This is a genomic window from Streptomyces plumbidurans, from assembly GCF_019857225.1.
Lineage (GTDB): Bacteria > Actinomycetota > Actinomycetes > Streptomycetales > Streptomycetaceae > Streptomyces > Streptomyces plumbidurans.
The window spans coordinates 23,073-46,994 of record NZ_JAFJSY010000085.1 but is presented as its reverse complement, the minus strand read 5'-3'; the positions used below and the strand labels follow the sequence as shown (position 1 = coordinate 46,994).

Genomic DNA, 23,922 nt, shown 5'->3' with positions numbered 1-23,922 from the left:
CGGGGGCAGGCACGGATGAGGGAGCCGGAACGGAAGACGGCCCGGGTACGGATGCGGGGGCCGCGGGTGTCTCACCGGGCCGTGCGGCCGTACCCGCTCCGGAGGGGTTCGCGGGGCCGGCCGGGGCCCCGGAGGCGCGGACGGCCGCCCGGGCCGCGGCGGGTCCGCCACCCGGCGGGACCGGATCACCGGACGGACCCGGACCGAAACCGGAACCGGGACCGGAATTGGAAGCGATACCGGAGCCGGGACCGGAGCCGAGGCCGGGGCCGGTCATCGATCCACCGTGCGCCTCGGGACCCGGCACGTACCCCATCGCGGGAGCGGCGCCGCCCCCGGAGAAGTTCACGCCGCGCTCCAGGCGGTCGAGGCGGGCCATCATGGCGCGCTCGTCGCCGTAGGCGGCGGGCAGCAGGACGCGGGCGCAGATCAGCTCGAGCTGGAGGCGCGGCGAGTTGGCGCCGCGCATCTCGGTCAGGCCCTGGTTGACCAGGTCTGCGGCGCGGCTGAGCTCGGCGGCGCCGAAGGTGCCCGCCTGGGCCTGCATGCGCTCGATGACGTCGGCCGGGGCGTCGATGAGCCCCTTCTCCGCGGCGTCCGGGACCGCGGCCAGGATCACCAGGTCGCGCAGCCGCTCCAGCAGGTCGGCGACGAAGCGCCGCGGGTCGTTGCCGCCCTCGATGACGCGGTCGACGACCTCGAAGGCGGCGGCGCCGTCACCGGTGGCGAAGGACTCGACGACGGAGTCGAGGAGCGAGCCGTCGGTGTAGCCGAGCAGGGAGGTGGCCATGGCGTATGTCACACCGTCCGCCCCGGCGCTCGCGAGCAGCTGGTCCATGACGGACATGGAGTCACGCACGGAACCCGCGCCCGCGCGCACCACCAGCGGCAGCACGCCCTCCTCGACCGACATCTCCTCGCGTCCGCAGACCTCGGCGAGGTAGTCGCGCAGGGTGCCGGGGGGTACGAGCCGGAAGGGGTAGTGGTGCGTACGCGAACGGATCGTCCCGATGACCTTCTCGGGCTCGGTGGTCGCGAAGATGAACTTGAGGTGCTCCGGGGGCTCCTCGACGACCTTCAGCAGCGCGTTGAAACCGGCCGACGTGACCATGTGGGCCTCGTCGATGATGTAGATCTTGTACCGGCTGGCGGCCGGGCCGAAGAATGCCTTCTCGCGCAGCTCACGGGCGTCGTCCACACCACCGTGCGAAGCGGCGTCGATCTCGATGACGTCGATGGAACCCGGGCCGTTGCGCGCCAGGTCCTGGCAGGACTGGCACTCGCCGCACGGGGTTGGCGTCGGCCCCTTCTCGCAGTTCAGGCACCGCGCCAGAATCCGCGCGCTGGTGGTCTTCCCGCACCCGCGCGGCCCGCTGAACAGGTACGCGTGATTGACCCGGTTGTTCCGCAGCGCCTGCTGCAGCGGGTCGGTGACATGCTCCTGCCCGATGACCTCCGCAAAGGTCTCCGGGCGATAGCGGCGGTACAGCGCGAGAGACGACACGCCTACGAGGTTATAGGCGCCCACTGACAACCGGCCCCGCCCGCTCCCGCAGCCGGGAACGCAGACGCCCCCCACGCACCCGCCAGAGCCGACCTACCCTTGCTGCCTTCCGGCCCTGGGGGAGTTCAGTCAGTTAGCGCCGCGTGAGGGGCTGCGCACAGGCTACCTGATCCGAGGGGGTGCGAACGAGTTCGCAAGCACTCCTCTCGGTCATGTAATGTTTCCGGCGGAGGATTCGCCTAGAGGCCTAGGGCGCACGCTTGGAAAGCGTGTTGGGGGCAACCCCTCACGAGTTCGAATCTCGTATCCTCCGCCAGTGCCTCACCGGGCACGATGTCGAAGGGCCCCACCTTGCGGTGGGGCCCTTCGACGTTGTCCTCAGCCCTCGTTGTCCTGGTTTTTGTCCACAGCGGTAGTCTCCGGGGTTCCCCAGATGGCTTCGGCGATCTTCCGGGCAACGTCCTTGAGCATGGCGTCCGGCACGTGCAGGTACCTCGCTCGCATGCTCGCGGAGGTGCCCGGCTCCCACCCCATGATCTGATCGATGACCCGGGCCGGGACACCGAGCAGCATGAGCACGGTGGCGGCCGTGTGTCTGGCGTCGTGCAGCCGACCGTCCCGAACGCCCGCGTCTTCCAGCAGGCGTTTCCAGTCGTGGTAGTCCGTGTTCGGGCTCAGCGGACCACCGAGCGGCTTGGTGAACACATAGTCCGACTCCGTCCACAGGTCACGGGCCGCCTTGCGCTCGCGCGCTTGTGTCTCTCGGTGTGTACGGAGCATGGCGACTAGCGGGCCAGGCAGGGGCACGGCGCGGCGGCCGGCGCGCGATTTGGTGTTCTTGGTCTCACGCCGGACCTGCACCTTGGCGGGGCAGTACCCCGCCTTACGGCCGCACGGCGAGGCTTCCGGGCACCCGTGCTCGTAACGGGGCCGCAGACGATTCCGGCGCAGCTTCAGATACTCGTTGTCCAGGTCGACGTCAGACCAGCGCAGTCCGAGCGTCTCGCCCTGCCGCAGCCCGAGTGCGAGCGCGAGCATCCAGCGGGCACTGTTCCTGCGCTTGTTGGCTTCGAGCAACAGGCACTGGACCTCTTCCACGGAGTAGGGCTCAACCTCGGATTCGTCCTCTTCCATCCGTGGCGGCTTCGCCAGTGCGGCCGCGTTCTTCGCCGCGTAGCCGCGCCGTACCGCCTCCCCCAGTGCGGTTCGGGCAGTGCGGTGTGCCTGGTGAGCCGTTCCCGCTTTGCGCTCCCCGTTCGCCTGCATACGGCGGTACAGGCTTTCCAGGTGCTCAGGCTGCAAGCGGTCAAGACGGTGCTTGCCGACACCGGGCACGAGGTGCACGCGAACGGCAACCTCGTAGCCGTCGTACGTGTTCTCGCTGACGGTCGGCTTGGCGATGTTCTCCACCCAGTGCTGAAGCCACTTCTCGACCGTCCACGCCTTGCCCGGCTGTTGGGCCGACCCCCCGTCGCGCTGCTTCTCCAGCTTCTTGACTTCTTCAACCAGGTCATCACGCGTCTTGCGCGTCAAGTGTCGACGGTAGGGCTCCCCGTTGTCCTTGTAGCCCATCGGCACGCGCGCGTGCCAACGACCGTCCGCCCCGAAGTAGATCGCGGATTCGCCGTTGGCACGGCGGGTGCCCTTCTTTTTCTCTGCCACAGGCAGGCTCCTGTTTCTTGGTGTCGGGATGGGAGACCGGGGCGGCGAGTTGTCCTGTCCGGGAGTGCTGCCGCCCCGGGCGTCGTCAAGCGGCGCGTTGGGCTGCGCGGAGGCGGGCGACGTATGCGGCCGGGGCGTCGGCGGGGACGCGGCGGAGACGGCCGACGGGTACGGACTCCAGCTCTCCGGAGCGGATCAGCGCGTAGCACGTGGTCCGGCCGATGCGGAGTCGGCGGGCGGCCTCTTCGACCTTGAGGAGTACGAGGGTCGGGTCGTCGTCGCTGGGGGTGGCGAGGGTGCCGTGTTCGTCCAAGGCTTCACTCCGGTGGGGAAGGGTTCACGGGAGGTGGCGCCACAGAAACCACGAAATACACAGAAACCCTGGATCGCAGCGCTGACCTGCACTGATGTGGGGCGGTGCTGGCTTCCACAGAAATCGACGAAGGTTCCACAGAAATAAGGGACGGGCCCGGCGGGGCAGGGCGGGCCCGTATTTCTGTGGCTTCTCTGCGAGATTCTGTGGCGGAGTGTCGCGACCTCCGTGAGCGCACTGTCTGTGCAGGTCAGAGGGCTCCGGCGGGTATTTCTGTGATTCTGTGGTTTCTGTGGGCGGCTTCAGGTGGCGCGATCGGTCAGCCGGGGGTGGACCAGGTAGCGCGGCGAGGGCGGCCGGCCGCGTCCCCCAGTCCGCACGATGGGTTGGGCTCGCACGTAGCCGTGGTCTTCCAACAGGTTCAGCGTCGGATCCAGGTCCGCGGCGGTGGGGAACTCGGAGCGGGAGAGCTTGACCATCAGGTCGCGCTTGCTGACCTCGGTCCACCGGTGGGTGCGCAGCGTTTCCAGGACGCTGTGAGCTCGGGCAGTGGTGTGGTCGGCTCCCATGGCGTCGAACGCGGCGAGGGCGTGGGCGGTGTAGTACTGCCCCAGCTCGATGGCCGCGTTCATGATGTTGGCGGTGACGGGGTGGGCGTAGCCGCCTCCGCCGTGGTCGGCGAGGTGCAGCAGCGCGGCCATGCGGGCGGTTGCCCCGGCGAGCTTTCCGGCCCAGTTGGAGATGTGGCCCAGCTTGCCGCCGCGTGCCTTGAGCTGCGGTTCGATGCGCTTCTGATAGGCGATCAGGGCCGCGTCCGCCTCGGGAGAGAGCTGGATGACGGCCGGGTCGGTCCACTCCGCCAACGACAGCGTCAGGTCGATGACCTTCGCGCTGTAGGTGGCGGCCGTCTCTTCTGGGACAGGGTCGGTGATGATCTCGCGGTTACCGACCGTGGACACCGGCAGGGAGTACAGGAACCGGGCCAAAAGGCCGCGTCCCTCGAACCCCTTCACCTTCCCGATGTCCTTGAGCACGTCCGGCTGCACGGCGAGGCCGATGGTCAGCGCGGGTGCGTCGATGTACTCGCGGCGGGTCTGCCGGTTGACCCGCAACCGGTCCCCAGCATGCCCTTTGAGGAAGACCTCCATGTTGGGAGCTCCCGAGTAGCGTCCGGCGATGATGTCGAAGATGCCGCCCTCCGCGCTCATCACCGACAGGCGGCCGCCCTGTTCGGCCATGAGTGAGGTGACCGTCTCGGGTGTCGAGTCGTCCGCCAAGAGCACCGGTTCGGCCGGGACCGTGAGCGTGTCGGCCGTCTGTGCCAGGCCCACGGCGGTGGCCACCATGTCGTCGCGCTTGTCGCCGTCGGCGGACGCGGCCTTGGCGGCGGCCCTGTCGGCCGCTTCCTTGGCCAACCTTGCGGTCAACTCCGCTTCCACGATCACCGGCTTCATCGCCGTCTTGAGCTGCTTCTCCGCCTCATACAGGGGGTTGGTCAGCAGAGCGAAGACGGCCGACTTGCGGTTGGCGGGCGGGAGCGCGACCACGGTGTAGAGGTTGGTGGGCTCGCGCCAGTTGCCGCGTACGTGGACCACGGACCGGCCGCCGGCCGCCGTGGCGAGCACGGCCAGCGCGATCGATCCGGCGAGGTCCACCGGGGTCTGCGTCTCCTCAGCTACGGCGGTCACGAACTCCCCCAGCCACGCGGGGAGGACGTGCGCGGGGAACGGCGGGCGCTCGCGGCGGCCGGTGAGGGGAATGGGGTCCTCCCACACCTCCGGTGCTGTGTCGTCCTCGCCAGGCGGGTCTTCCAGGGTGGGCAGTCCGGCCCATAGGTCGGGGCTGTCCACAGGCTGTGGAGTCATGAGGCCGTCCTCCCTTCGGCGGTGGTGGCGTGAGGGCAGTCGCCGACGCTCACGCGGGCGGTCAGCCGGGCGACGGCGGCGCGGCCCCGGGCGCGGACGTGGTGCCCGCAGGCGCAGAGCCAGTCCGCGACGGGGATGCCCTCCAACTGGATGTGAAGCCCCGGGGTGATGCCGATGACGGTGACCGTGTGCGGGTGAGAACGAACGGCAGAAAGGACGCCCTTGCGGGCGGCACCCTTCGGTTCGCCCCCGGCCGGCCGTAGCGCGCCCTGTACGGCGCCCTGGGGGCCGTTCGTAGGGTTTCGGGATGCTTTGTTCATGCCGCGCGCTCCACAGCCGTCTCAAGGCCGTTGGTGACGGCGCGGCGCGCGTACGCCTCGGGGACGCCCACGGAGACGGCGGCGGTCACGATCTCCTCGCCGATCGCGGCGAGGCCGCACGGTCCCGGGCACGCGGTGTGCTGTGCGGCGAGGAACCGGGCGACTCCAAACGCCTGTGATCCGGCGCCGGATTCGGTGCGCGAGCGTACGAGGGCGAGGCCGCGTTCCAGTCCGGTGCGGACGTAGCCGTCGGTGTGGCGGCACCCGGTGGCTACCTCTCGCGACCACGGGGCGCGGGCGGGGAGAGAAGAAGCCACCCCGCGCGGGGCGGGGGTGGTGTCTTCCTTCACGACCAGGGTGCGCACGGTCGCCGTCAGAGGCACCATGCAGCCGGCCCCGGGACCGAGCCAACGGGCGTACTGTGCGAGCGACTTGACGTCCACACCCGGCCGGACCGCGTTCGCCGACGGCATGGCACCCAGGTAAAGCCAGTGCTCGCCGCGAGTGGTCGGCACGATCCGGGTCGGGGGCAGTGCGCCGCGGGCCCAGTCGACGGCCGCTGCGTTATCGAGGTCCACGACCGTCAGCCCGGCCCCACCGGGGTGATAAGCGATCGCCACCGCCTCACGCCACACGGCCGCCCACGCGGGCGAGGTGAGAACGTGCGGGTCGGTGGTGGCGGCGGCCCACGCGTGGCACGGCGCGGGGCACCGGCAGGGACCGGCCGCCTTCATGTGGGGGCGTCCGCCGCAGGCGTTGTCCTTGCAGATCCGGCAGTTGCCGAACGGGACCTTGCCCGCCCGCAGGGGCAGGACCGGGACGCCGGCCGCCGCGAGGGCGAGGGCGGTGTACAGAAGGCTCCCGTCCGGGTGATTCCCGCCGGCGGGGCGCCGGGTCGTGCCGTCAGCTGTCATGCTGGAGGTCTCCTGATTCTGTTTCGTCGGGATGGGAGACCGAGGGCGGCGTGTTGTCCTTGTCCGGGAGCCGCCGCCCTCGGGCGAAGCTAAGCCGCGTCGAGGAAGGGCTGTTCCCACGGCGGCATGCTGGCCAGAACGCGCGTACGCCAACGCATCGCGTAATCAATGCAGTTGGCACAGTTCTTGTGCGTGTGACCGGGGAGTGGGGGCCGTCGGCGCGCGTGGTAGCTCCACGCTGCGGAATCAGCCGACGCGAGCAGATGACCGACCCGTTCCAACCCGAGAATCTTGAAGCCGAAGCCGTGCAGCTTCAGCTCCCTCGCTGCCATCGCGGACACGATTGCCGCACCCTCGCGGGTGGACTGCAAGCGGCAAACCGAGCCGAGCCCGACTGTGGGTTCACGGGTCAGGTCCACTCCGGCCCGCTCGTAGAGATCCGCACACCACTCGTAGTCCGCGACCGTCCGGCCCTGAAGCACCGGGGCGATTCGCAGTTCAGGGGCGAGGGAGCGCAGTTCGAGGAAGTTGGCGACGGTGCGGCGGATGTGCTCCGGCACGCTGAGGTGAGTGCCGGCAAAGACGTTCGGTCCGGCCGTGCCGCCGTGAATGATGAGGTCCTCGCACATCCAGTCCTGCGGTGCGGCCCAGTCGTAGGGGCCCACGCATTCCCAGATGCGGAGCAGATCCTCGATGTACTGGCGTGGGGTGCGCGTCCAGCGGCCGTGGCGCTGGAGCTCCGAGAATCCGCCGGAGTCCACCGCGTACGGGCCACGCGCCTCATCCAGCTTGACCGCGTTGACGAAGTGCTCGGACTTCAGGAACAGCGGCACGCTGGTCAGCCGGACCCAGTGACGTTTGTGAGTGGTCAGGTAGAAACGCAAGCCAGGCCCCCTCAGCCGTAGAACTTGTTCCGCTTGATCACGGCTTTGCGGATGTTGAAGACGTTCCCGCCTGTCTGGCCGTGGGGCTTGAAGATCTGCACGGCCACGAACCCGCCGAAGCAGACGGCGGCGAGGGTGATGAGCTGCGTGATCAGCGCCGTCAGCGCGGTAATGAACGTGGTCAGCAGAAGCAGTCCGCCGCACACGGCGAGGAACCCGACGCCCCCGAGGGCGACGTTCACCGCCGCGCGCGAGACGGCTGGCTTGGCGACGACCGGTTCGGGCTGTGCGGGGCTTATGGCGTAGCCGGTGACGACGCGGCCGTCCGGCAGAACGACGCTCGCCACGGACGGGATCGCGCCCGGTTGTACCGGGATGAGCGGGGCGGTATGCGCGGGGGTGATTGGGATGGGGTGGTGGACCTCCACGGCCGCCACCTCATACCCGGACGGACGGCCGTACGCGGTCGGTTTGTTCACGGGAGTGCCTCCTTCACTTACCGAGGGCGGACAGGGCGTCGGCGGTCGCCTTGACGACGCTGACGATGGGGTCGTATGCGCCAGTCCCGGCGGTGAAGAACCCGAACAGGAACAGGACGATCGCGGCGCCGCCGCCGGCGGACTTGGTCTTGACGGCGAGGGCGGACGCGGCGCCGAACAGCAGAACGGCGGAGATGTCGAAGATCACGGGTTGCCTTCCTGGCGGTGGGTGCAGGTGGGGTAGGCGGAGCCGTGGAAGCAGTGCCGGTAGTCGTCGCGGGTGACCCGGAAGTCGTGGCGTCGGCCGTTGGTGGTGGTGACGGTGAGCCGGTAGCGCCAGCCGCCGGACTTGACGTAGGCGGCGCTGCGGTCGCTGACGGTTCCAGCCGGGCCGGGGGCGTAGTCGGGGCTGCACGCGGTCAGGGCGAGGACGGCGGCGATGACCGCCGTGGCGGATGCGAAGGCTTTGCGCATGGCGGGGGCTCCTTCAGGCGGGCGGTCAGGGGGTGTTGGTGCCGGAGCGGTAGATGCGGGCCCAGCGGTTGTAGAGCCAGCGGCCGACGCGGATGCGCTTGCCGGTCGCGTGGCAGCGGCGGCAGTCCTTGCCGCGCTTGAGCCGTCCCTTGCCGTCGGTCTTCATCGCGTGGCCCATGCCACGGCAGCGGCGGCAGTCGCCGAACGGCGAGGCCGCACACAGCCCGGCGTAACCGAGCGTGACTATGAGCAGGCAGGCGATAGCAGCGAGGATGGGGGTCATCAGGTGCCCTCCGGGCGGGTTTTCGGGGGTTTCCGCAGGTGGGGTGCTATCCGCTAGATCGCAGATGGGGTGCGGTTTGGGGTGCTAGCGAGGGTGCTACCGGTAGCAGGCACACCTGCTACCGGTAGCACCGTGCCGGGGCTATGCGGCGCCCGGCTTTTCGTTACGCTCCGCAATCGTCTTGAGGACGTCAGCGCGGACGATGCCGCGCCGGGTGGTGCGGGCGCCGTCCTCCGTCGTGCCGGCCACGTCGCGGGTCTTGATGCCGTGCGGCTTGAGCGCGGAGGTGACGTTCTCGCCCTTCCACCCGCCGTAGACGTCGGGGCGGAGTTCGGCGAGGCGTGCGGCGATCCGCTCGTTCCACACCCGCTCCTCCGCCTCCGGCACCACCGCGACCACGTCGGCGAGCAGGTCGTATGCCGGGCCGGTGACCGCCTCGGGTGCCTCCCCGAGGGCGTAGCCGGACAGGAGTCCGGCCTTCTCGCGCACGGTGCGGGCGCGGGCGGCGACGCGTTCGGCCATCGGCGCGTCCAGGAACGTGCTGGAGACGATCCGGGCGTCCGAGCCCTCACCCACGAAGTAGTGCAGGCCCTTATCCCCCCAGGCGAACATGGTCGCCCGCACCCCGCGCTTGTAGGACGACGTACCGAGGACCATGTCGTTCTCGGTCTGGCCCATGACCTTCAGGCAGAACCGGGTGCTGGCATTCGCGGAGATGCCGGTGGGCAGCGACTTGGCGTCCGGGCGCTGGGTGGCCAGCAGCAGCACGATCCCGGTGGCCGGGCCGCGCTTGACCAGGTCGGTGGCGATCTCCTCGAACTCCTTGCCGTGCTCGGCATGCTCGAACAGCACCTGGCACTCATCCACCCCGATCACGATCGGGTGCAACCCCAGTGACCGCTTGTCCGCAAGCTGGCTGGTCACCTTGGACTCGGGGCAGATGTCCCGGGGCAGCGAGCGGATCACCTTGGTACGGCGTCGCAACTCCTCCCGCAGGGCGCGGAAGTCGTTCAGCACGTACAGGATCGTCTCGATTTCCTCGCCGACGCCGTGCCGGTGGGAGACCGCCTCGCCGACCGTGTCGAGGTCGCCGGTGCCCTTCATGTCGTAGGTGTGCAACTCCGCCCGCGGATCCAGCGCGGCGATCAGCATGAGCAGACGCAGGAGGAAGGTTTTGCCCATGCGGGGGATCGCGCCGATGACGCCGGCGATGAACATGAGCGTGACCTCAACCCAGCGTCCACGCTGGTCAGTGCCGTACGGGATGGCCTTGAACAGGTCCACCGTGCCCGACTTGAGCAGCGGCCATGCGGGCTTGGGCGCGGCCTTGAGGGTCTGGTCCCCCACCCACAGCACCAGGTGGCCGGGGTGTTCCTCCGACTCGGCTTCCGGCCACACGCAGCCCAGCGGCCGGCGCAGACCGGATGCGAGGCGCTCGCGCTTCTCGATGACGTCGGTGACGGTCACGCCGAAGGGCAGGTTGCCCTCCGCGCGCCAGCCGGGGCCGTCGCGGGTGATCGGGGCGGTGAACTCGAACCCGTCCCGCCCCTTGGCCTGCGCCTGATTGATCGCGGGAATGCCGATCGCCCCCAGCGCCCGCAGGACAATGTCTGAGGTGAGCTTGGACGCCTTGGGCACCTCAACCGCCCGGTGAATGACCGGCTGATCGGCCTTACGTCCGTTCATGCCCAGCGCCAGCACCAGGGCACCGACCGACAGCGCCTGCAACCAGTCGGGCGCCATGACGTAAATCGCCAGAGCAAGCCCCAGGCCGATGAACAGGCCCAACACCGTGACCAGGGTCCGCAGCCGGACCCGGCCGTCCCGCTGCCGGGACAGCTTCAGGTACTCGGCAGCGTCCTCGCGACGGACCGCAGCGAGGCGGACCGGTTCGCCCTCGCGGTCGGCCATCCACCGCATGGTGCCGCCCACGAACCGCGCCAGACCGGTGGGCGCCTGCATGGTGAACCGGGCGGCATACACCGGGGAGCGCAGTGCGTGGTACCCGGCCGTGTGAGCGTAGTGCCGGGCCACCCACGCCGTGGCGGTCTTGAGTTCCGCAACCGAGCGCAGCCACAGAGGGACCACGTCCCGGCGCTTGGCCGCGGCCAGTCGACCGAGGTAGCCCGGACCGGCCGCCTTCACGGTCGGATCGTCGACCAACCGGCGGGCGGTCGGGTCGCCCGACTCGGGGTCAACGGTCGGGGTCGACTCGCGCGCGGCGCGGGCCTTGTCGAGGTCGACCACGTCCGCCCCCTCCCCAGGGGCAGTGCCGGCGGTGGCCATCTCGGCTTCCAGCCGGTTGAAGAGTTCGTTGTCGTCGTCGGGGTGCTTCACTGAGGTTCCTTCCACTTCCGGGTGTGAGGGATAGCGGGCCCGGCCGACGCTGTAGGAGGTGGGCGGCCGGGCCCGTGAGAAGAGAGTCAGCCCAGACAGGGCGAGGAAGGGCACACAGACTGTGTGCCTTGTGTGTTTCAGGCGGCGCGCTGTTCCTCGGGAAAGGCGCAGGTCACGCAGGTTCCGAGCGTGGGCGGGATGACGTATCCGGCATCCGTGCCGCACTCGGGGCAACGGCGGCGGGCGCGCATCATCGCTTCGTGCGCACGCCACCGGCCCGGCGTCATCGGACGCACCGGGCGAGCGAGGTCGATGCGGTACAGGTACGCGGTCAGCGGTTCCCGACGGCGACGCGGCCTCAGCATCTGCGCTGCGATGCCCTGACCGCCGGGCCGCAGTCCACGGATGCGGAGTTGGCGGCGGGTGGCCATGTCATCGGGGGCGTAGCGCCACGGGTAGGTGGGAATGCCGAAGCGCTCGCCGTCCGGGTCGAAGCAGTCGGCCAGCGTCAGCCGCTTCACGGGCCGGTGGCCACGGCGGCACGCTCAGACAGCAGCGTGTCCCGCAGCATCCGGGCGTTGGCCGGCGAGGTGTGGACCTCGCGGCGGATGCCCTCCGCAGTGATCCGGCTGTCCGGCCACCCGGCGGTGACCCTGCGGGCCTCAGCCAACAACTGACCCGCCGTGCGCTTGCGCCGTACCGGCCGCGCCACCTGAGGCACCCGGCCGGTCGCCCGACGGGGTCGACTCGATGCCGCCGGGACCGACCGCACCACCGGCGCCGGAAGCGAGGGCGGGGCGATCGGGACCGGGGCGGGGGCGAGCGGCTTGAGCGGGAGAATCGACTTGCCCAGGTCGACCGCGACCGGATCGGGGACCGAGATTCGGGCCAGTGTCACCACCGGAGCCGGGGTCGATTCCCGCAGATCAGCCGTAGACCGATTCCTCATGGCCTTGGGAGATTCCTCCGCATGCGCGTCCGTGTCGGGAGTCGGGGCGAGGGCGGGGGTGGTGCCGCCAAACATCGAGCCGAGTGCGGCATCCGCCCCGGCGGTGATCCGCTCGCGCTGGACATCGAGCAGTCTCGATCCCAGCGCCGCATCCCCGATCCCAACCTTGCGGGCCAGGCGCCAAGACTTGCGCTCCGACCACCACTGAACCCGACCGCTCGGGTGCTGAGCGGCGCGGGCGCGGTGGTAGGCGAGGGCCTGTACGAGGTCGGCGGTGCGCCGCTCGTTTTCCGCGTCACGGCCGTCGGTGTGCACGACGATCCGCCGGGCGAGGAACGCCATGCCCTCAGCAGAGACGGACATGCCCATCGGGGTCAGGGCGTAGATGATGGTCCGGCCGGCGTCAGGTGCGGCCATGGCGCCCATGACGGCGGCGGCTGCCGGGAGCGCCCACAGCCCCATCCGCACGATGCGCGGCGAGGACTGGCCCAGCATGGTCAAGCCCAGCAGGACCAGGGCGAGCACGGCAGTGGCGCCCTCACCGGCGGCGAGCGCCCCGAGCGCGGTGCCCTTGCCGTAGGCGTGCCCGATGTTGCTGTAGGTGCCGATACCGCCGATCACGCCGGTGGCGAGCATGGGCACGAACGCGGCACTCAGGACACCGATCTGAGTGTTCGTCAGCGGCTTGCGGGCGTTCATCACGCCACCTCCTTGCCGGTGGTGCCCGGCCGGCCGTAGCGGCGGCCGTGGACGGTGGGCAGTGCGGGAGTCGTCTCGGAGCGCGGGGCGATGCTGGCTCCCCCGCCCTCGCGCTTGGCCCGGTACATGTGCTCATCCGCCTGCCGCAGCAACGCGGACAGGTCGGCGACACCACGCCAGTAGCGGGCGCCCCCGATCGAGACGAACACGTCGATGTCCCGGCCCTCGAATACCACCGGCCGCTCAAGGCTGCCGATCAGTTCCAGCACCTTGGCGCTCACGTTGCCGGTGACGGTGTCGGACTTGCCGCACACGTCGACCACGGCGGCAAACTCATCCCCGCCCAGCCGTCCGGCCACCCCGTGGTGCCCGGCCGCCCACGCCCCCAGCCGCATGCCGGTCGCGCGGATCACCGCATCACCGGCCGCGTGACCGTGGGTGTCGTTGATCTCCTTGAACCAGTTCAGGTCCAGCACGAAAACGGCGCGCTGCTGTCCCTTCGACAGGCTCTTTACGGCATTGGCCTCAAACGCATCCCGCGTCCACAAGCCGGTCAGCGGGTCGCGGCGAGCGGCCTCGATCCGGCGTGCGAGCCGCAGCGCGTGAACCGACCACCCGGCCGCCAGCGGCAGACCGGCAGCGGCGGCGAACATCAGCTCACTCACGCCGCTTCCCCCGCCCCCGGCAGGTGGCCGCGAACCGAGCGCAGGAACGGCACGGTGCGGGTCAGCGCGTCGGCGTACAGAGCGTCCCAACCGGCGATCTCGTCACCGGCCGCCGCCTCCGCGACCAGGTCGGCGAGGACGTCACGGGCCGCGTCCTCGCGGGCGGCACGGTCGTCGTCCGTCTCGAACTCCAGCGGGCCGCGGAACAGGTCGACGTCGATGCCGAGCGCCAGTTCCGCGAACTCGATGTCGCCGTACGCCTCTTGGCCGGCGACGTAGGTGCGCATACGCATGGTGGGGTCTCTCCTTGAAAGCGTCGGGAAGGGCGCGGGGCGGTCGGTTGTCCTGTCCGGGAGCGACCGCCCCGCGAAGAACGGGGGTCAGGCGGTGCTAGCTGATCTGCACGTGGCCGCTGGTCACCCGGCGGCGGACGCTCAGGTGAGCGGCGCCGGTGATGCGCGCGCTCCCCGAGGTGGCGTTGACCGTGAGGCGGCCGCTGGCCTGCGCGGTGGCGGCCATGCGGACGTTGCCGGAGGTGAGGTTCAGCCGGGCGCAAGGGCCGCTGTAGGCGCCGATGTTGGCGTTGCCGGACGAGAGGTTGAGGTCCAGCGGGCCGCTGACCTCGCCGACGATGACGCTGCCGGAAGTGACGACGGCTTCCAGGTCGCCGACCTGCTCAGCGGTCAGCGTCCCGGAGGTGCCGTCGTACTCCAGCCGCGCCAGCGCGCCGGTGACGACGGTGTTCGCGCTGTTGGTGCTGATCGCGGCCACCGACTTGGCGGGCAGGTGGATCGTGGCGGTGATCGGGGTGAGAGCGTCCCCAGCCGGGCCACTCGCAGTGACCTCGCGGCCGTTGACGAACACCTTGCCGCCGCCGTGCCCGGTGATGTGGACGTTGCCGTTCACGATCTGCACGCCGTTGCCACCGGAGAACGTCATGGTGTTGCCACCCACCCGGATCGTGGAGCTCCCGCCGATCCCGCCAGCCACGTCGGGGACGCGGACCCGGAGGTTCTGGCCGGTGAGGCTGACGGTGGTGTCGCGGATCGCGTCGGCGGACGGGCCGGAGGTCGCCTCCGTCGCAAGCATCATGCGCGCCTGCTTCAGCGCCGGGTCGACAACGACGCGGATACAGCCGGTGCTCATCGCCAGATCCAGGGCGATCGGGCCAACGACGTCCACGGGGATGATGCGCTCGGTCATGGGCTACTGCTCCTGACTGCGTCGGGAAAGGAAGACCGAGCGCGACGGGATGTCCTTGTCCGGGAGCCGCCGCGCTCGGTAAGCAGGCCAATGCCGCACGAAGCGGCAGGCCAAGTGCCCCGGGCCCGATCCGATCGGGCGCCCTCACGGCGTGATGCCGGGGCGGTGAAGATGTCTCCTTCGGGGGTGCCGCGCCCGTATCAGGTAGCTCGGCATGACCCCGTTGTAGGCGTATGGAGACGTGACCTTTCGGTCTAAGCCCTCCCGAATGACCAGGGTCGGGTGCGCCCTCGGCCCGCTCTGTCCCGGGCCCCTTGAGACCGCGTCCGGTGGACGTGGCCCCCATTGGTCGTGCTTCGGTGCCACACACCGTGAAGCGTGGTGTGTATTACCTACCACTCACGTTGGCAGAAGGATCCCGCGCCGTCAACCCGTGGCTTTCGACTCGGAACCGCCGGCCTGTCCTGTGCGGTGGTGAGTTCAACTGTCGCCATCCGGGGCCCAATTCGGGAGCGAGTACTTGGGGGTGCACTCGTGCACTCCTAGGTGCGAACCCCCTGCACCCCGGGTCTGACCTGCGTAGAGTGACGATGAGTCAAGCTGGTACTACGGCCGCACTCTGGGGGTCCTATGGCAGACCGGAACGCCAGACTGGCCGCGCTCATGCAGGAAGGCGACTTCTCGCACAAGTCCCTTGCTCGCGCGGTGGTCGCCGCTGCCGCTCGGTCAGGTGAAGACATCACCTGCGATCACACGTACGTCTCGCGATGGCTCAAGGGGGCAATCCCGCGCGGCAACATGCCGCAGTTCATCGCGGATGCCGTCGGGCAGAAGGTGGGGCGCCGGCTCACCCTGGACGACGTCGGCATGAGTGACGCAGCTGTGTCCTCCGTACAGCCTGACCTCGGACTTGAATTCGCAGACAGATACGAGACAACAGCCAAGACCATCACAGACCTCTGGCGTGCCGACCTTGCCGAGGCTGAGGTACTGGTCAGAGCACAGCCGGATTCAGCCGCCTGGAACACGGCTTCCCTACGCTGGATCGTCGCTCCGTCCGACGGGGAGCTGACGCGCGCGGGCAGCCGTGCGATCGGCACGGTGGACGTGGAAATGATCCGCTCCACCGCTGACGCATTCAGCATGCTCGATGGCAAGTTCGGCGGTGGTCACGCCCGACGCGCACTGATCCAGTACCTGCACACCGACGTCCGCCCGATGCTGGACGGGAAGTACTCCGACTCCGTGGGCAAACAGCTCCACTCGGCCGTGGCGGAAGCGCTCTTGCTAGCCGGGTGGATGTCGTACGACAGCGGCCTTCACGGCATCGGTCAGCGGTACTTCATCCAGGCACTGCGCATGACGCAAGCAGCAGGCGACCGGCTCCTTGGCGGCAGCATCCTTTCCGCAATGAGCCACCAGGCCACGTTCCTCGGGCGCTATCAGGACGCGGCCACTCTTGCTCGTGCGGCCTATACAGGACCGGCCGGCGTGCTAGGTCCCACGATGTCCGCGCAGTTCCGCGCCATGGAGGCGCGAGCCCTGGCCCGTCTCGGCGACGAACGAGGGTGCGACCTCGCTTTGGTCGAGGCAGAGCGCAAACTCAGTCAGCGGACCCCGGACAGCGATCCGCCATACATCGCGTATTTCGATGAAATAGAACTTGCAGCAGAGATCGGCCATTGTTTCCGCGATTTGGGTCGATCCGCAGAGGCGGCGGAACGAGGCGCGGGGTCAATATTCGGCGACGGTCTGAACAATCGAAGCGATTTCTTCGCCACGATGGTGCAGGCCGAGGCTTTTATCAACCAAGGTGAAGTCGGGCGCGGCTGCGAAATTGCCAAGACTGCACTAAAAATCGGCGAGGGACTGAAGTCAGCACGCTGCGTTCAGTACGTTCGAGAATTTCGCGAACGCGTTGGCTCAACAATGCGAGGCGCTGTGGAATTCCGCACTTTCGTGGAAGAAGCGCGCATCTTCCGCCTGTGGCAGCAATGCGCCTTGACGCCCTAGAAAGGTGCCCAGTCTCGGCGTGATCCTCCTGAGCGGAGAGTCGCTACCCGCTTCTCGACTTCCTCGGCTGCACGCGGATTGGTACCGGCATTCTGCGAGAGCCACGTAACCATCAGCAGTTCGCGGATGCGCCGGAGAATGGTATATCCGGACCATTCCCGCACGTCGAAACCGTACCCTGCAACGAAATCGGCGTACTCGGATTCTGTGTGCCAACCGAAGCTGTCGTAGTACATGGCAGTCTGCATGAGGTCCCACTCTCGGGGGCCCGTGACGAACCCGTCCAAGTCAATGACCTTCGGACGGCCGACTGCGTCACGCAGGACGTTGCCGACATTGAAGTCACCGTGCAGATGACCCGCCGGAAGCGCGAACTGGAGACGGCCGTAGTCAGCCGCCAAATCGTCGGCCATGGTTCGGAGAAACCTGCGCGTTGCGTCCGGGATGGCGGCATGATTCAAGCGCTGTGCGACCTTGTCAAAAGGCTGGAGAGGCGGGAGCGAAAAAGGCGGCGACTCCATATTGTGGAGCCAGCGCAGCAGTGCACCCATTTCCCCCGTACTCGCGTACGTGTCGCCGTTGGAGAGCCCCTCCCAGAACGTCACCGGGTGGCCCTGAACGACGACCGGCTGTTCGGCCGCCGTTACGAGTCGCGCCGCTGGGTATCCCTCGGAGGCGAGCCATTCCGCCACGGCCACTTCCCTCCGTACGGAGGGAAGCCTGTCAGGACTGCGGCCAACCCGGGAGACGATACGGCCGCCGTCTATGCGGAACACTGCATGGTCCCCGAACCGCAGCATCTCGATGCCGTCCGGTTCCACGTGCGCAACCTCGCACGCCTTGCGCAGGATGGCGCCCGCGCCGTCAGCGTCGAACTCAGTTCGTTCGGTCATCGTCATGCCGTCTGCGTCCCCCGACCGGCCGGCAACGCACGTACTTGCCGACCTCGCGTGCCGCCCTTGCCGATGAGCCCTTGACCCTCCATCTGCGCGATGGCGGAGCGGACGGCCGTCCGCGAGGCTCCGAACCGCTCACACAGTTCCTTCTCGGTGGGGAAGCTGTCACCGACGTTGACCCCATCGGCCCTCAACAGGTCGGTCACCTTCTCGACCAACGGCCGGCGGTCGCCGGTCCCTGCAACGAACCACCCAGCACCCTGTACCGACTCGATGGCGCCCTCACCCTTGAGTGCGGCAAGCGCCCGCTCGATGGTGCTGCGGCTCACGCGGTACTCGCTCACGAGTGCGGACTGAGATGGCAGCGCTTCAGTGATCTCGCCTTTCCTGATCTTCTCGCGGAGGGCTTCCGAGACCTCCAGGTACGTACCTCGCGGACTGCCCTGCGGCACGTGTCCTCCCCTTCCTCGATCTCGCTGGCGTCCATGTTGCGCCTCACAGTGTCCAGCTTCCCACCCAACTGACCGATGAGTTGGGCATCTGCCGCGAGCTGCACGATGGACCGCGGCGAGAGCCACTCAAGGTGAGCGGCTCTCGCCGTTGGGAGCATGCATTCAGTGGGGAGGCTACGGCTGCACAGTGATTGGAATTTCTACCTGCGGCTGCAAGATTTCCAATCGCCCGCTATAAGTACGGACAACCTTGTTATAGATGTCCGCATCTCGGGATGAGGTGAGAGTGATCACAAGCGCGTACTCTACCTTCTCAGTTGCGACGCCGACGAGCTGCTCAATCCTGGAATGGTATTTCACGTCGAATACCGGCCGGAGCAAAGATGAGGCCCTCTTGGTGAGGGTCCTGTGTTTGGTGGTCTCCCACTTGTGTGCCCCCTTTCGCAGATCATTCTCTGGGAGGAAGTCACTCGACCTGAAGAATGAATCGGTCTTCGGGTGCACACTGTCTTCGCTACTGAATCTTTCCGCATGTGGACGGAAAACAGGTTCGATGGCACTGGCCGTGTATGTACTTGGGCTACGCGAGTCAGTCGGTGAGTTGATGCAATAGGTCGCGCTAATTTCGACGTTTCCCGTCTTTACATCCTCGGGCAGAGGAATTGGCATTCGCATCGTCTGGCCTGGCTCGATTGCCCCCTGATACAAAACGCGAACCGAGTTAGCAGGGCAGATTACGAAGGCGTCGATCTGGTCAGGAACCCGTCCCCAACCAGCCTCTTCTACAGGCATGATACCGCGCTCGGCACAATGTACGAGCAGAGCCCGAAGACCGAGGGGTTTAATGTGTCCGCCGAAGTGCGCTCGAATGCCTGCGGCCATCCTGAGGGTGGCCGGGGCTGCGAAGCTCGTCCCCATCGCCGACAATGGGGAATCTGTCCCATTGCCCGGAAGGAAGATAAAGGGCTCGTACTGAGTGCCTCCGAAACTCAGCACGTCTGGCTTCACCAGGCCTGGCGAGCGTCCTGGGCCAATTGCACTGTAACCAGCACGATCCCAGTTTTTCAGTTTGCTATTGGCGGATCCAACAGCGAGGGCGTTCACACAGTCGGATGGCACCTGGACACGGGCATTTCCTGAGGCCCAGTCGTCGTTGCCGTTATTTCCGGCTGCTACGGTCATGAAGGTCTGTCCATGGGAGAGGTATTCGTCCAGTACCGCTGTCCACGGGTGTACCTCATCATCCTCGATAGGGAGCTCCGGGCCGAGACTGAGGTTCACGAAGTCGTAGTTCTTCTCTTCCAACACATCGCGGATGCGATTTAGTGCTGTGTAGAGAGCGTAGGAGTCCTCCTCTACGTCGTCGAGGATCCGATAGTGGTCCACGCTGTTGAAAGGTCGCGGTGCGACCTCTCCCGGAGTCAGGCAGCCGAAGAGGGCGGCTGACGTCACCATATGGCCGTGATCAACGCACTCTTCCACGGCTGCGCCGACCCCAGGCACATCGAGGGACTGGGCCCACGGGCTCATGGGGCCGTTTGACGGTAGTCCGCCGTCGAAGATGGCCATGCGGATAGAACTGTCGACTACGGGCTCTTCTGGCACCTCAATCGGAGGCAGGTCACCTACGGAGAGGCTGCGCTCAACTGGATGCAGCGTGCGAAGCTTCGGCATCGGTCGAATGACCCGGAGGAAAGAGAACCTGCTGAGCTCGTCCAGTTCATCCGGCTGGACGGCGACGGGCATAAAAATCAGCCCAGATACCGGGATGCTCCTAGCGAGGTCGGCCGAGGCGCCACATGCACGTGCCCATCGCTGGAATGATCTAACGATGGCATCACGGTCCACGCTCGGGATATGAAGACCCACCTCGAAAATGGATGAGGCGGGAGGCAATGACATAACCCCGCGCTGCTTATCCGAAGCGATCGGGGCTCGGAATGCCTCGACTCTCTGCAATGCCGATCCCTCAGGGAATGCGCTAGAAGACTCTAGTCGCTCCGCAAGCTGCGAAAATGATTCTCGCTGCCCGGATACAAATAGCTCCGTTGTATCCAACTCGACAGGTTCGCCTTGACGCGTCCACTTTTCTGGCGTGACCTTTGCGCCCCGGGAGCCAATGTACGAAAGCCCGTTATCCCGAAGGAAGTCAGCGGGATGGTAGGACTTGGCAATCCACTGGGGATGCAGTGTGACTAGGCCTACCGTCTTCCCTGAGGGGCAAGCCTCGTCTGGCAAGGAATCGAATGTCTCCACTGCGGTCTGGAGTTGAGGAAGAAGCCGCTGTCGGGCCTCCTCTGCCGTGTATGGGAGTACGGGCGTTGTTCCACCCGTCGATGGTGTCACTCTCTCGACGAGACGTTCGCCGTGTCCGAGTAAGAAGTTGCGCTCCCCAGCCATAGTGTCCCCCTAGCCCTACTGCTCTTGGTCCGTGCGCTGCTTGCGTCGAATCGTGTCGCGACTGACTCCCGTCAACTCGCTAGCCCTCCTCTGCGAGAGGCTCCCATCTTGCACTAGATCCAGTGCCACCTGAAGGCGTTCGACATGGTTCATTTGCGCCAAACGTTCCTGTCCCATGCTCAGCAAGACATCGAACGTATGATCGCCACCGAGGGCCGCTTTCCTGCGAGCCGTCATAACGAAACGCTCCGCATCAGCGAACGAGGCACCGTGAAGAATCCTCGCTAGGAATGCAATATTTCTCGGTGCCTCGTTTCCGCAATAGTGGAGAAGCGCTTCCTCTAGCTCGACTGGCCCGGGCAAGGGGAATTGGACTACCAGATCGAATCGCCGCCACACTGCCGGATCCAAAAGATCGGCATGATTCGTAGCAGCCAGTAGCAATGACCCAGAAGGCCAGTCATCAATTTCCTGGAGGAGGACCGTAACAAGCCTCTTCAGTTCTCCCACTTCGGCCATGTCATCGCGCCGTTTAGCTACTGTGTCAAGTTCGTCCAGTAGCAGGACCGATGGGCTTGATTTCGCGTAATCAAGCACCTTGCGAATATTTCCCCCAGTTCGGCCGAGGTAGCTGCTCATTACGGAGGAAAGATCTAGAACGAGCAGCGGTAGCTTCAGTTCGTCCGCAAGCCATCGGGCAGCGAGTGTCTTGCCAACACCGGGAGGTCCAGTGAACAGCCCGGTACGACTAGGTGTTAGACCTTGTCGTGCGAGTCGGTCTGCGCTCCGATGCTCGTCACGGAGTTGCTCCACGGCCGCTCTCACGGGCGGAGCCAAGACTGGACGAACTGCCGGTCCGAGCTGCTCCGCCCTGATCAGGGGCAGGCGGCTATCGCTGTCCAGGGGGAGGGAGGCGGTGTTACCAAATCCACGCAAGGGCGTCTGTGCAGTTGGGGCTGAACGCAGCAGCTCTCGAAGCGAGCCAGCAAGGGATTCATTTGATCGTTGGTAGCGACGGGCCATGCGCTGGACCAGGGTTTGCACGTCTTGTGCTCGCCCGGCCATCGCAACCCTCGCCAGGTGGACTAGATCTCGCTCGTATGTTTCAGTTTCGCCCATAGGGCTCACCAATGTCCTCTCTACCATGGAGAACAGCCTATAGCCTGGTGGCCTAAACCACAGCGATCTGCGGCTGACTAGTCCACCTGGCGTCTCTACAACCAGTCTGTCGGACGGCACTGACAGTGGCCGCGTGCCCCGGCTTGACCTGCTTGTGCGGGATGCGGCTGATTCGAGATACGTCATAGCCAGCCATGGCGCTCAGCGGCTGTGAGCAGCGAGGGCCCCAAGTTTCGAACGGGCCCGGCTGGGTGGGAGCGCCTTGCGCCTCGTTGTCCTGTTTCTTGTCCAGTGCGTCGGCGGCCGCCACCGTTCACCAACGCACGCACACCCCGTTTGAACTGGCCTGTGAACGCCTACGGACGCCGCTGTACGGCCCTGCGGATAGTTGGAAAGCGTGTTGGGGGCAACCCCTCACGAGTTCGAATCTCGTATCCTCCGCCAGTGCCTCACCGGGCACGATGTCGAAGGGCCCCACCGCCTGCGGTGGGGCCCTTCGACGTTGGCCGGCTCGAATTCGGTCTCGGCTCGCCGCACCGCGTCGGCCGGGACATCTGGGAGAAGTGACATGTCCCGCCGAACCCTCACGGTGCTGAGCATCACGTGCACCACAGCACTCTTCCCGGCCGCCGCCTGCACGCCGGCCCACACCGCCGCCCGGCACCCCGCGCCCTCCACCAGCACCGCCCGCTCGAACTCGGCCGACGCCACCACCACCCCCCGCAGCACCCCACCCCCCGCCCAGCAGCCGCCGGAACTGGACCCCGACGAGACCCTCGCCGGCCGCCAGAAGGCCACCACCGGGAACGCCGGCATCGAGTTCAGCAAGGGAAGGAAGGGCGACGCACTCATCGTCGCGGTGCGCTGCCGGGGGAAGGGCACCATGAACGTCGCGGTGCAGTCGGTACACGTCTCCTTCACGCAGAAATGCCTCGCCACCGAAACCAGCACCACCTACAACCAGGTGAAGGTCGCGGGCGTGGACCACAGCGGAGTCGTCTCCGTGGAGGCACCCTCGGCCGTGCGCTGGTCCCTGACGGTCGGACGTGGAAGACCGGGGCAGGAGGAGCCGCCCGGGATCAGCTGAACACGTACCCTTCTCCACCCACAGGTCGCGAGCGCGACGCCCCAGTACGAACCTCGCCCAGAGCCGACCACCGTGCTCCGACGCGGCGCTGTTTTCGTTTCGGTGAGCACGGCCGCGCCTGCCAACAGTCACGCCCACCGGCGTCAGGATCGGTAGGCGATGACGAGCCGCACGGAGGGCCGGTCGATCACGGCTCCGTCGGCGAGGTCGCTGTCCGATGTGTCCACGGGGTAGGCCGTGACCACGGGTTCCGCGGTCCGGGCCGGGCTCCAAGCGCGGATCTGCGCGCAGATCCGCTCGGCGAGATCGGCGCCGGCGGGACCGTAGCCGACGGCTCCCAGCCGGAAACGGGGTTTTGTCTCAGAGTCTTCGGCGGTCCGCTCCAGAGTGAGGTATGCGATGGAGTCCCCCTCAACGAGGGCGGGGCTCAGGGCTGGTGAGGCGGGGCGGTGGAGGCTGGCCTCCATTGCTGCGGGCTTCGCGGTGATGCGGCAGGTCGCTCGCTCCGTGGCGCTCAGCCGTAGCCAGACGCCGTCGAACGACTCGACGGGGCCGACCGTCACATCGGTCCAAGCGACCGCCTTCGGCTGGGTGAGCGCGTCGCGCAGGAGGTCCAAGGCAATGGACTGGTCCTCGTCCCAGTAGAGCCTGACGAGCCGGTCGTCGTCGATGTAGCCGTTCCGCTCTCCGTCCTGGCCGATCACCGGGAGGAAGCCGCACATCTTGACGGAGTCGGACCGCATCCGCCCTTCCTCGCGTTGGAAGGCCACAGCCCTGGAAAGTCCGCGCCATCGCAGCGGGGCCACGAGGCGTCCGCCGACGGCGAGTTGGTCCCACCAGGCGCCGGGGAGGTCCCACATGCCAACCGTGGCGATCATTCGGTCGTACGGGCTGAACTCCGGGGCGCCGAGGGCACCGTCCCGCGTGACCACGCGAACGTCTTCGTATCCGTTCGCATCCAGCGTCCGGCGGGCGTAAGCGGTCACGTCGGCGTCGATGTCGCAGGTGGTGACCTGGCCGGACTCCCCGGTGAGGTGCTTGAGCAGGGCGGCGTTGTAGCCCGTGCCGGCCCCGATCTCGAAGACGTTGTCGCCTTCGCGGACGGCGAGCTGGACCAGCATGAAGTGCACGACATCGGGCTGGGAGGCACAGCTCAGCGGGAGCGCGTCCTCGTCGGGGTTCTCCTTGATCGTCACGCTCTTGTTGGCGTACGCCTCCTCGATGGGTGCTTCGGGGAGGAAGGCGTGGCGGGGGACGCTCCGCATGATGCCTTCGACGCGTGCGTCGCGAAGGCCGGAGAGGTCCTCTTTCAGAATGGCGTCGACCAGGCGGTTGCGCAGGTGCTCGGGGGAGGCGCCAGTGGTGGTGTTCATCGCGTCCTTCCGGAAGGTGCCCGGCCGCGCG

Annotated in this window: 24 protein-coding genes, 1 tRNA gene and 1 other RNA gene; 3 read left to right on the top strand and 23 right to left on the bottom strand. The window is 67.4% G+C overall.

Annotated features, from left to right (window positions below; translation table 11 throughout):
- Together JYK17_RS34520 and ffs are read right to left on the bottom strand one after the other, a co-directional pair.
- The coding region (locus JYK17_RS34520; RefSeq protein WP_222811938.1) for a DNA polymerase III subunit gamma and tau at positions 1-1,504 on the bottom strand (1,504 nt) is incomplete at its 3' end.
- A gap of 60 nt (positions 1,505-1,564) precedes the next feature.
- Positions 1,565-1,659, bottom strand: an RNA gene (gene ffs, locus JYK17_RS34515) — signal recognition particle sRNA small type.
- A gap of 73 nt (positions 1,660-1,732) precedes the next feature.
- On the opposite strand from ffs, the gene JYK17_RS34510 reads away from it, so the two are divergent.
- Positions 1,733-1,820, top strand: a tRNA-Ser gene (locus tag JYK17_RS34510).
- Between the two features lie 62 nt (positions 1,821-1,882).
- On the opposite strand, the gene JYK17_RS34505 is transcribed toward JYK17_RS34510, so the two are convergent.
- The 16 genes from JYK17_RS34505 to JYK17_RS34430 all read right to left on the bottom strand — a co-directional run bounded on the left by JYK17_RS34505 (position 1,883) and on the right by JYK17_RS34430 (position 14,551).
- Positions 1,883-3,166, bottom strand: a complete 1,284-nt coding sequence (locus JYK17_RS34505) for a tyrosine-type recombinase/integrase (RefSeq protein ID WP_222811937.1) — start codon at positions 3,164-3,166, stop codon at positions 1,883-1,885.
- Between the two features lie 85 nt (positions 3,167-3,251).
- A complete protein-coding gene (locus tag JYK17_RS34500; protein ID WP_222811936.1) occupies positions 3,252-3,479 on the bottom strand; it encodes an excisionase family DNA-binding protein in 228 nt (75 codons plus the stop codon).
- A gap of 302 nt (positions 3,480-3,781) precedes the next feature.
- Positions 3,782-5,329: a YfjI family protein gene (locus JYK17_RS34495; RefSeq protein ID WP_222811942.1), complete on the bottom strand. Its 1,548-nt coding sequence runs from the start codon at positions 5,327-5,329 to the stop codon at positions 3,782-3,784.
- 11 nt (positions 5,330-5,340) lie between these two features.
- Entirely contained in the window at positions 5,341-5,664 is a 324-nt protein-coding gene (locus JYK17_RS34490; protein ID WP_234548032.1) for a hypothetical protein, read from the bottom strand.
- Positions 5,661-6,578, bottom strand: coding sequence for a bifunctional DNA primase/polymerase (locus JYK17_RS34485; RefSeq protein ID WP_222811935.1), 918 nt, complete (start codon positions 6,576-6,578; stop codon positions 5,661-5,663). The genes JYK17_RS34490 and JYK17_RS34485 overlap by 4 nt, the downstream gene beginning before the upstream one ends.
- 89 nt (positions 6,579-6,667) lie before the next feature.
- Positions 6,668-7,462 carry a deazapurine DNA modification protein DpdA family protein gene (locus JYK17_RS34480; RefSeq protein WP_222811934.1) on the bottom strand — a complete coding sequence of 265 codons (795 nt, stop codon included), beginning with the start codon at positions 7,460-7,462 and terminating at the stop codon, positions 6,668-6,670.
- An 11-nt stretch (positions 7,463-7,473) separates the two neighbouring features.
- Positions 7,474-7,941, bottom strand: coding sequence for a hypothetical protein (locus JYK17_RS34475; RefSeq protein WP_222811933.1), 468 nt, complete (start codon positions 7,939-7,941; stop codon positions 7,474-7,476).
- A gap of 13 nt (positions 7,942-7,954) precedes the next feature.
- Positions 7,955-8,149 (bottom strand): hypothetical protein, encoded by a 195-nt coding sequence (locus JYK17_RS34470; protein WP_222811932.1) that lies wholly within the window; start codon positions 8,147-8,149, stop codon positions 7,955-7,957.
- The gene (locus tag JYK17_RS34465; protein ID WP_222811931.1) at positions 8,146-8,415 is read right to left on the bottom strand and encodes a hypothetical protein; all 270 of its coding nucleotides are present in this window, start codon (positions 8,413-8,415) and stop codon (positions 8,146-8,148) included. Before JYK17_RS34465 ends, JYK17_RS34470 begins: the two co-directional genes overlap by 4 nt.
- Positions 8,416-8,440: 25 nt before the next feature.
- On the bottom strand, positions 8,441-8,698 hold the full coding sequence (locus JYK17_RS34460) for a hypothetical protein (RefSeq protein WP_222811930.1): 258 nt from the start codon (positions 8,696-8,698) through the stop codon (positions 8,441-8,443).
- Positions 8,699-8,839: 141 nt separating this feature from the next.
- Positions 8,840-11,035 (bottom strand): cell division protein FtsK, encoded by a 2,196-nt coding sequence (locus JYK17_RS34455; RefSeq protein ID WP_222811929.1) that lies wholly within the window; start codon positions 11,033-11,035, stop codon positions 8,840-8,842.
- Positions 11,036-11,172: 137 nt separating this feature from the next.
- Complete coding sequence (locus JYK17_RS34450; protein WP_222811928.1) at positions 11,173-11,556, bottom strand: RRQRL motif-containing zinc-binding protein; 384 nt, start codon at positions 11,554-11,556, stop codon at positions 11,173-11,175.
- On the bottom strand, positions 11,553-12,683 hold the full coding sequence (locus JYK17_RS34445) for a conjugal transfer protein (protein WP_222811927.1): 1,131 nt from the start codon (positions 12,681-12,683) through the stop codon (positions 11,553-11,555). Before JYK17_RS34445 ends, JYK17_RS34450 begins: the two co-directional genes overlap by 4 nt.
- Entirely contained in the window at positions 12,683-13,348 is a 666-nt protein-coding gene (locus JYK17_RS34440) for a GGDEF domain-containing protein (RefSeq protein WP_372465359.1), read from the bottom strand. Before JYK17_RS34440 ends, JYK17_RS34445 begins: the two co-directional genes overlap by 1 nt.
- Entirely contained in the window at positions 13,345-13,635 is a 291-nt protein-coding gene (locus JYK17_RS34435; protein WP_222811940.1) for a hypothetical protein, read from the bottom strand. Before JYK17_RS34435 ends, JYK17_RS34440 begins: the two co-directional genes overlap by 4 nt.
- A 103-nt stretch (positions 13,636-13,738) precedes the next feature.
- A complete protein-coding gene (locus JYK17_RS34430; RefSeq protein WP_222811926.1) occupies positions 13,739-14,551 on the bottom strand; it encodes a DUF4097 family beta strand repeat-containing protein in 813 nt (270 codons plus the stop codon).
- 630 nt (positions 14,552-15,181) lie between these two features.
- Here JYK17_RS34430 and JYK17_RS34425 point away from each other — a divergent pair.
- Positions 15,182-16,564: an NsdA family TPR-like regulatory protein gene (locus JYK17_RS34425; RefSeq protein WP_222811925.1), complete on the top strand. Its 1,383-nt coding sequence runs from the start codon at positions 15,182-15,184 to the stop codon at positions 16,562-16,564.
- Here the strand turns inward: JYK17_RS34425 and JYK17_RS34420 are convergent.
- From JYK17_RS34420 to JYK17_RS41325, 4 genes are all read right to left on the bottom strand, one after another.
- A complete protein-coding gene (locus tag JYK17_RS34420) occupies positions 16,561-17,463 on the bottom strand; it encodes a phosphotransferase enzyme family protein (protein WP_222811924.1) in 903 nt (300 codons plus the stop codon). The two genes, JYK17_RS34425 and JYK17_RS34420, sit on opposite strands and share 4 nt — an antisense overlap.
- Entirely contained in the window at positions 17,460-17,912 is a 453-nt protein-coding gene (locus JYK17_RS34415) for a GntR family transcriptional regulator (RefSeq protein ID WP_222811923.1), read from the bottom strand. The genes JYK17_RS34420 and JYK17_RS34415 overlap by 4 nt, the downstream gene beginning before the upstream one ends.
- A 174-nt stretch (positions 17,913-18,086) precedes the next feature.
- Positions 18,087-19,481 (bottom strand): S8 family peptidase, encoded by a 1,395-nt coding sequence (locus JYK17_RS34410; RefSeq protein WP_222811922.1) that lies wholly within the window; start codon positions 19,479-19,481, stop codon positions 18,087-18,089.
- A gap of 846 nt (positions 19,482-20,327) precedes the next feature.
- Complete coding sequence (locus JYK17_RS41325) at positions 20,328-21,335, bottom strand: AAA family ATPase (protein ID WP_372465360.1); 1,008 nt, start codon at positions 21,333-21,335, stop codon at positions 20,328-20,330.
- Between the two features lie 664 nt (positions 21,336-21,999).
- Between JYK17_RS41325 and JYK17_RS34400 the strand changes: the two genes are divergently transcribed.
- Positions 22,000-22,518: a hypothetical protein gene (locus JYK17_RS34400; protein ID WP_128802334.1), complete on the top strand. Its 519-nt coding sequence runs from the start codon at positions 22,000-22,002 to the stop codon at positions 22,516-22,518.
- 143 nt (positions 22,519-22,661) lie between these two features.
- Here JYK17_RS34400 and fxlM read toward each other — a convergent pair whose 3' ends face one another.
- A complete protein-coding gene (gene fxlM / locus JYK17_RS34395) occupies positions 22,662-23,891 on the bottom strand; it encodes a methyltransferase, FxLD system (protein ID WP_108015691.1) in 1,230 nt (409 codons plus the stop codon).
- Between the last annotated feature and the right edge of the window lie 31 nt (positions 23,892-23,922).

Coding starts and splice junctions, on each gene's coding strand:
- JYK17_RS34425 (WP_222811925.1), top strand. CDS start 15,182: ATGGCAGACCGGAACGCCAGACTGGCCGCGCTCATGCAGGAAGGCGAC.
- JYK17_RS34410 (WP_222811922.1), bottom strand. CDS start 19,481: ATGGCCATCTTCGACGGCGGACTACCGTCAAACGGCCCCATGAGCCCG.
- JYK17_RS34445 (WP_222811927.1), bottom strand. CDS start 12,683: ATGAACGCCCGCAAGCCGCTGACGAACACTCAGATCGGTGTCCTGAGT.
- JYK17_RS34420 (WP_222811924.1), bottom strand. CDS start 17,463: ATGACGATGACCGAACGAACTGAGTTCGACGCTGACGGCGCGGGCGCC.
- JYK17_RS34400 (WP_128802334.1), top strand. CDS start 22,000: ATGTCCCGCCGAACCCTCACGGTGCTGAGCATCACGTGCACCACAGCA.
- JYK17_RS34490 (WP_234548032.1), bottom strand. CDS start 5,664: ATGAACAAAGCATCCCGAAACCCTACGAACGGCCCCCAGGGCGCCGTA.
- JYK17_RS34430 (WP_222811926.1), bottom strand. CDS start 14,551: ATGACCGAGCGCATCATCCCCGTGGACGTCGTTGGCCCGATCGCCCTG.
- JYK17_RS34460 (WP_222811930.1), bottom strand. CDS start 8,698: ATGACCCCCATCCTCGCTGCTATCGCCTGCCTGCTCATAGTCACGCTC.
- JYK17_RS34465 (WP_222811931.1), bottom strand. CDS start 8,415: ATGCGCAAAGCCTTCGCATCCGCCACGGCGGTCATCGCCGCCGTCCTC.
- JYK17_RS34435 (WP_222811940.1), bottom strand. CDS start 13,635: ATGCGCACCTACGTCGCCGGCCAAGAGGCGTACGGCGACATCGAGTTC.
- JYK17_RS34485 (WP_222811935.1), bottom strand. CDS start 6,578: ATGACAGCTGACGGCACGACCCGGCGCCCCGCCGGCGGGAATCACCCG.
- fxlM (WP_108015691.1), bottom strand. CDS start 23,891: ATGAACACCACCACTGGCGCCTCCCCCGAGCACCTGCGCAACCGCCTG.
- JYK17_RS41325 (WP_372465360.1), bottom strand. CDS start 21,335: ATGGCCCGTCGCTACCAACGATCAAATGAATCCCTTGCTGGCTCGCTT.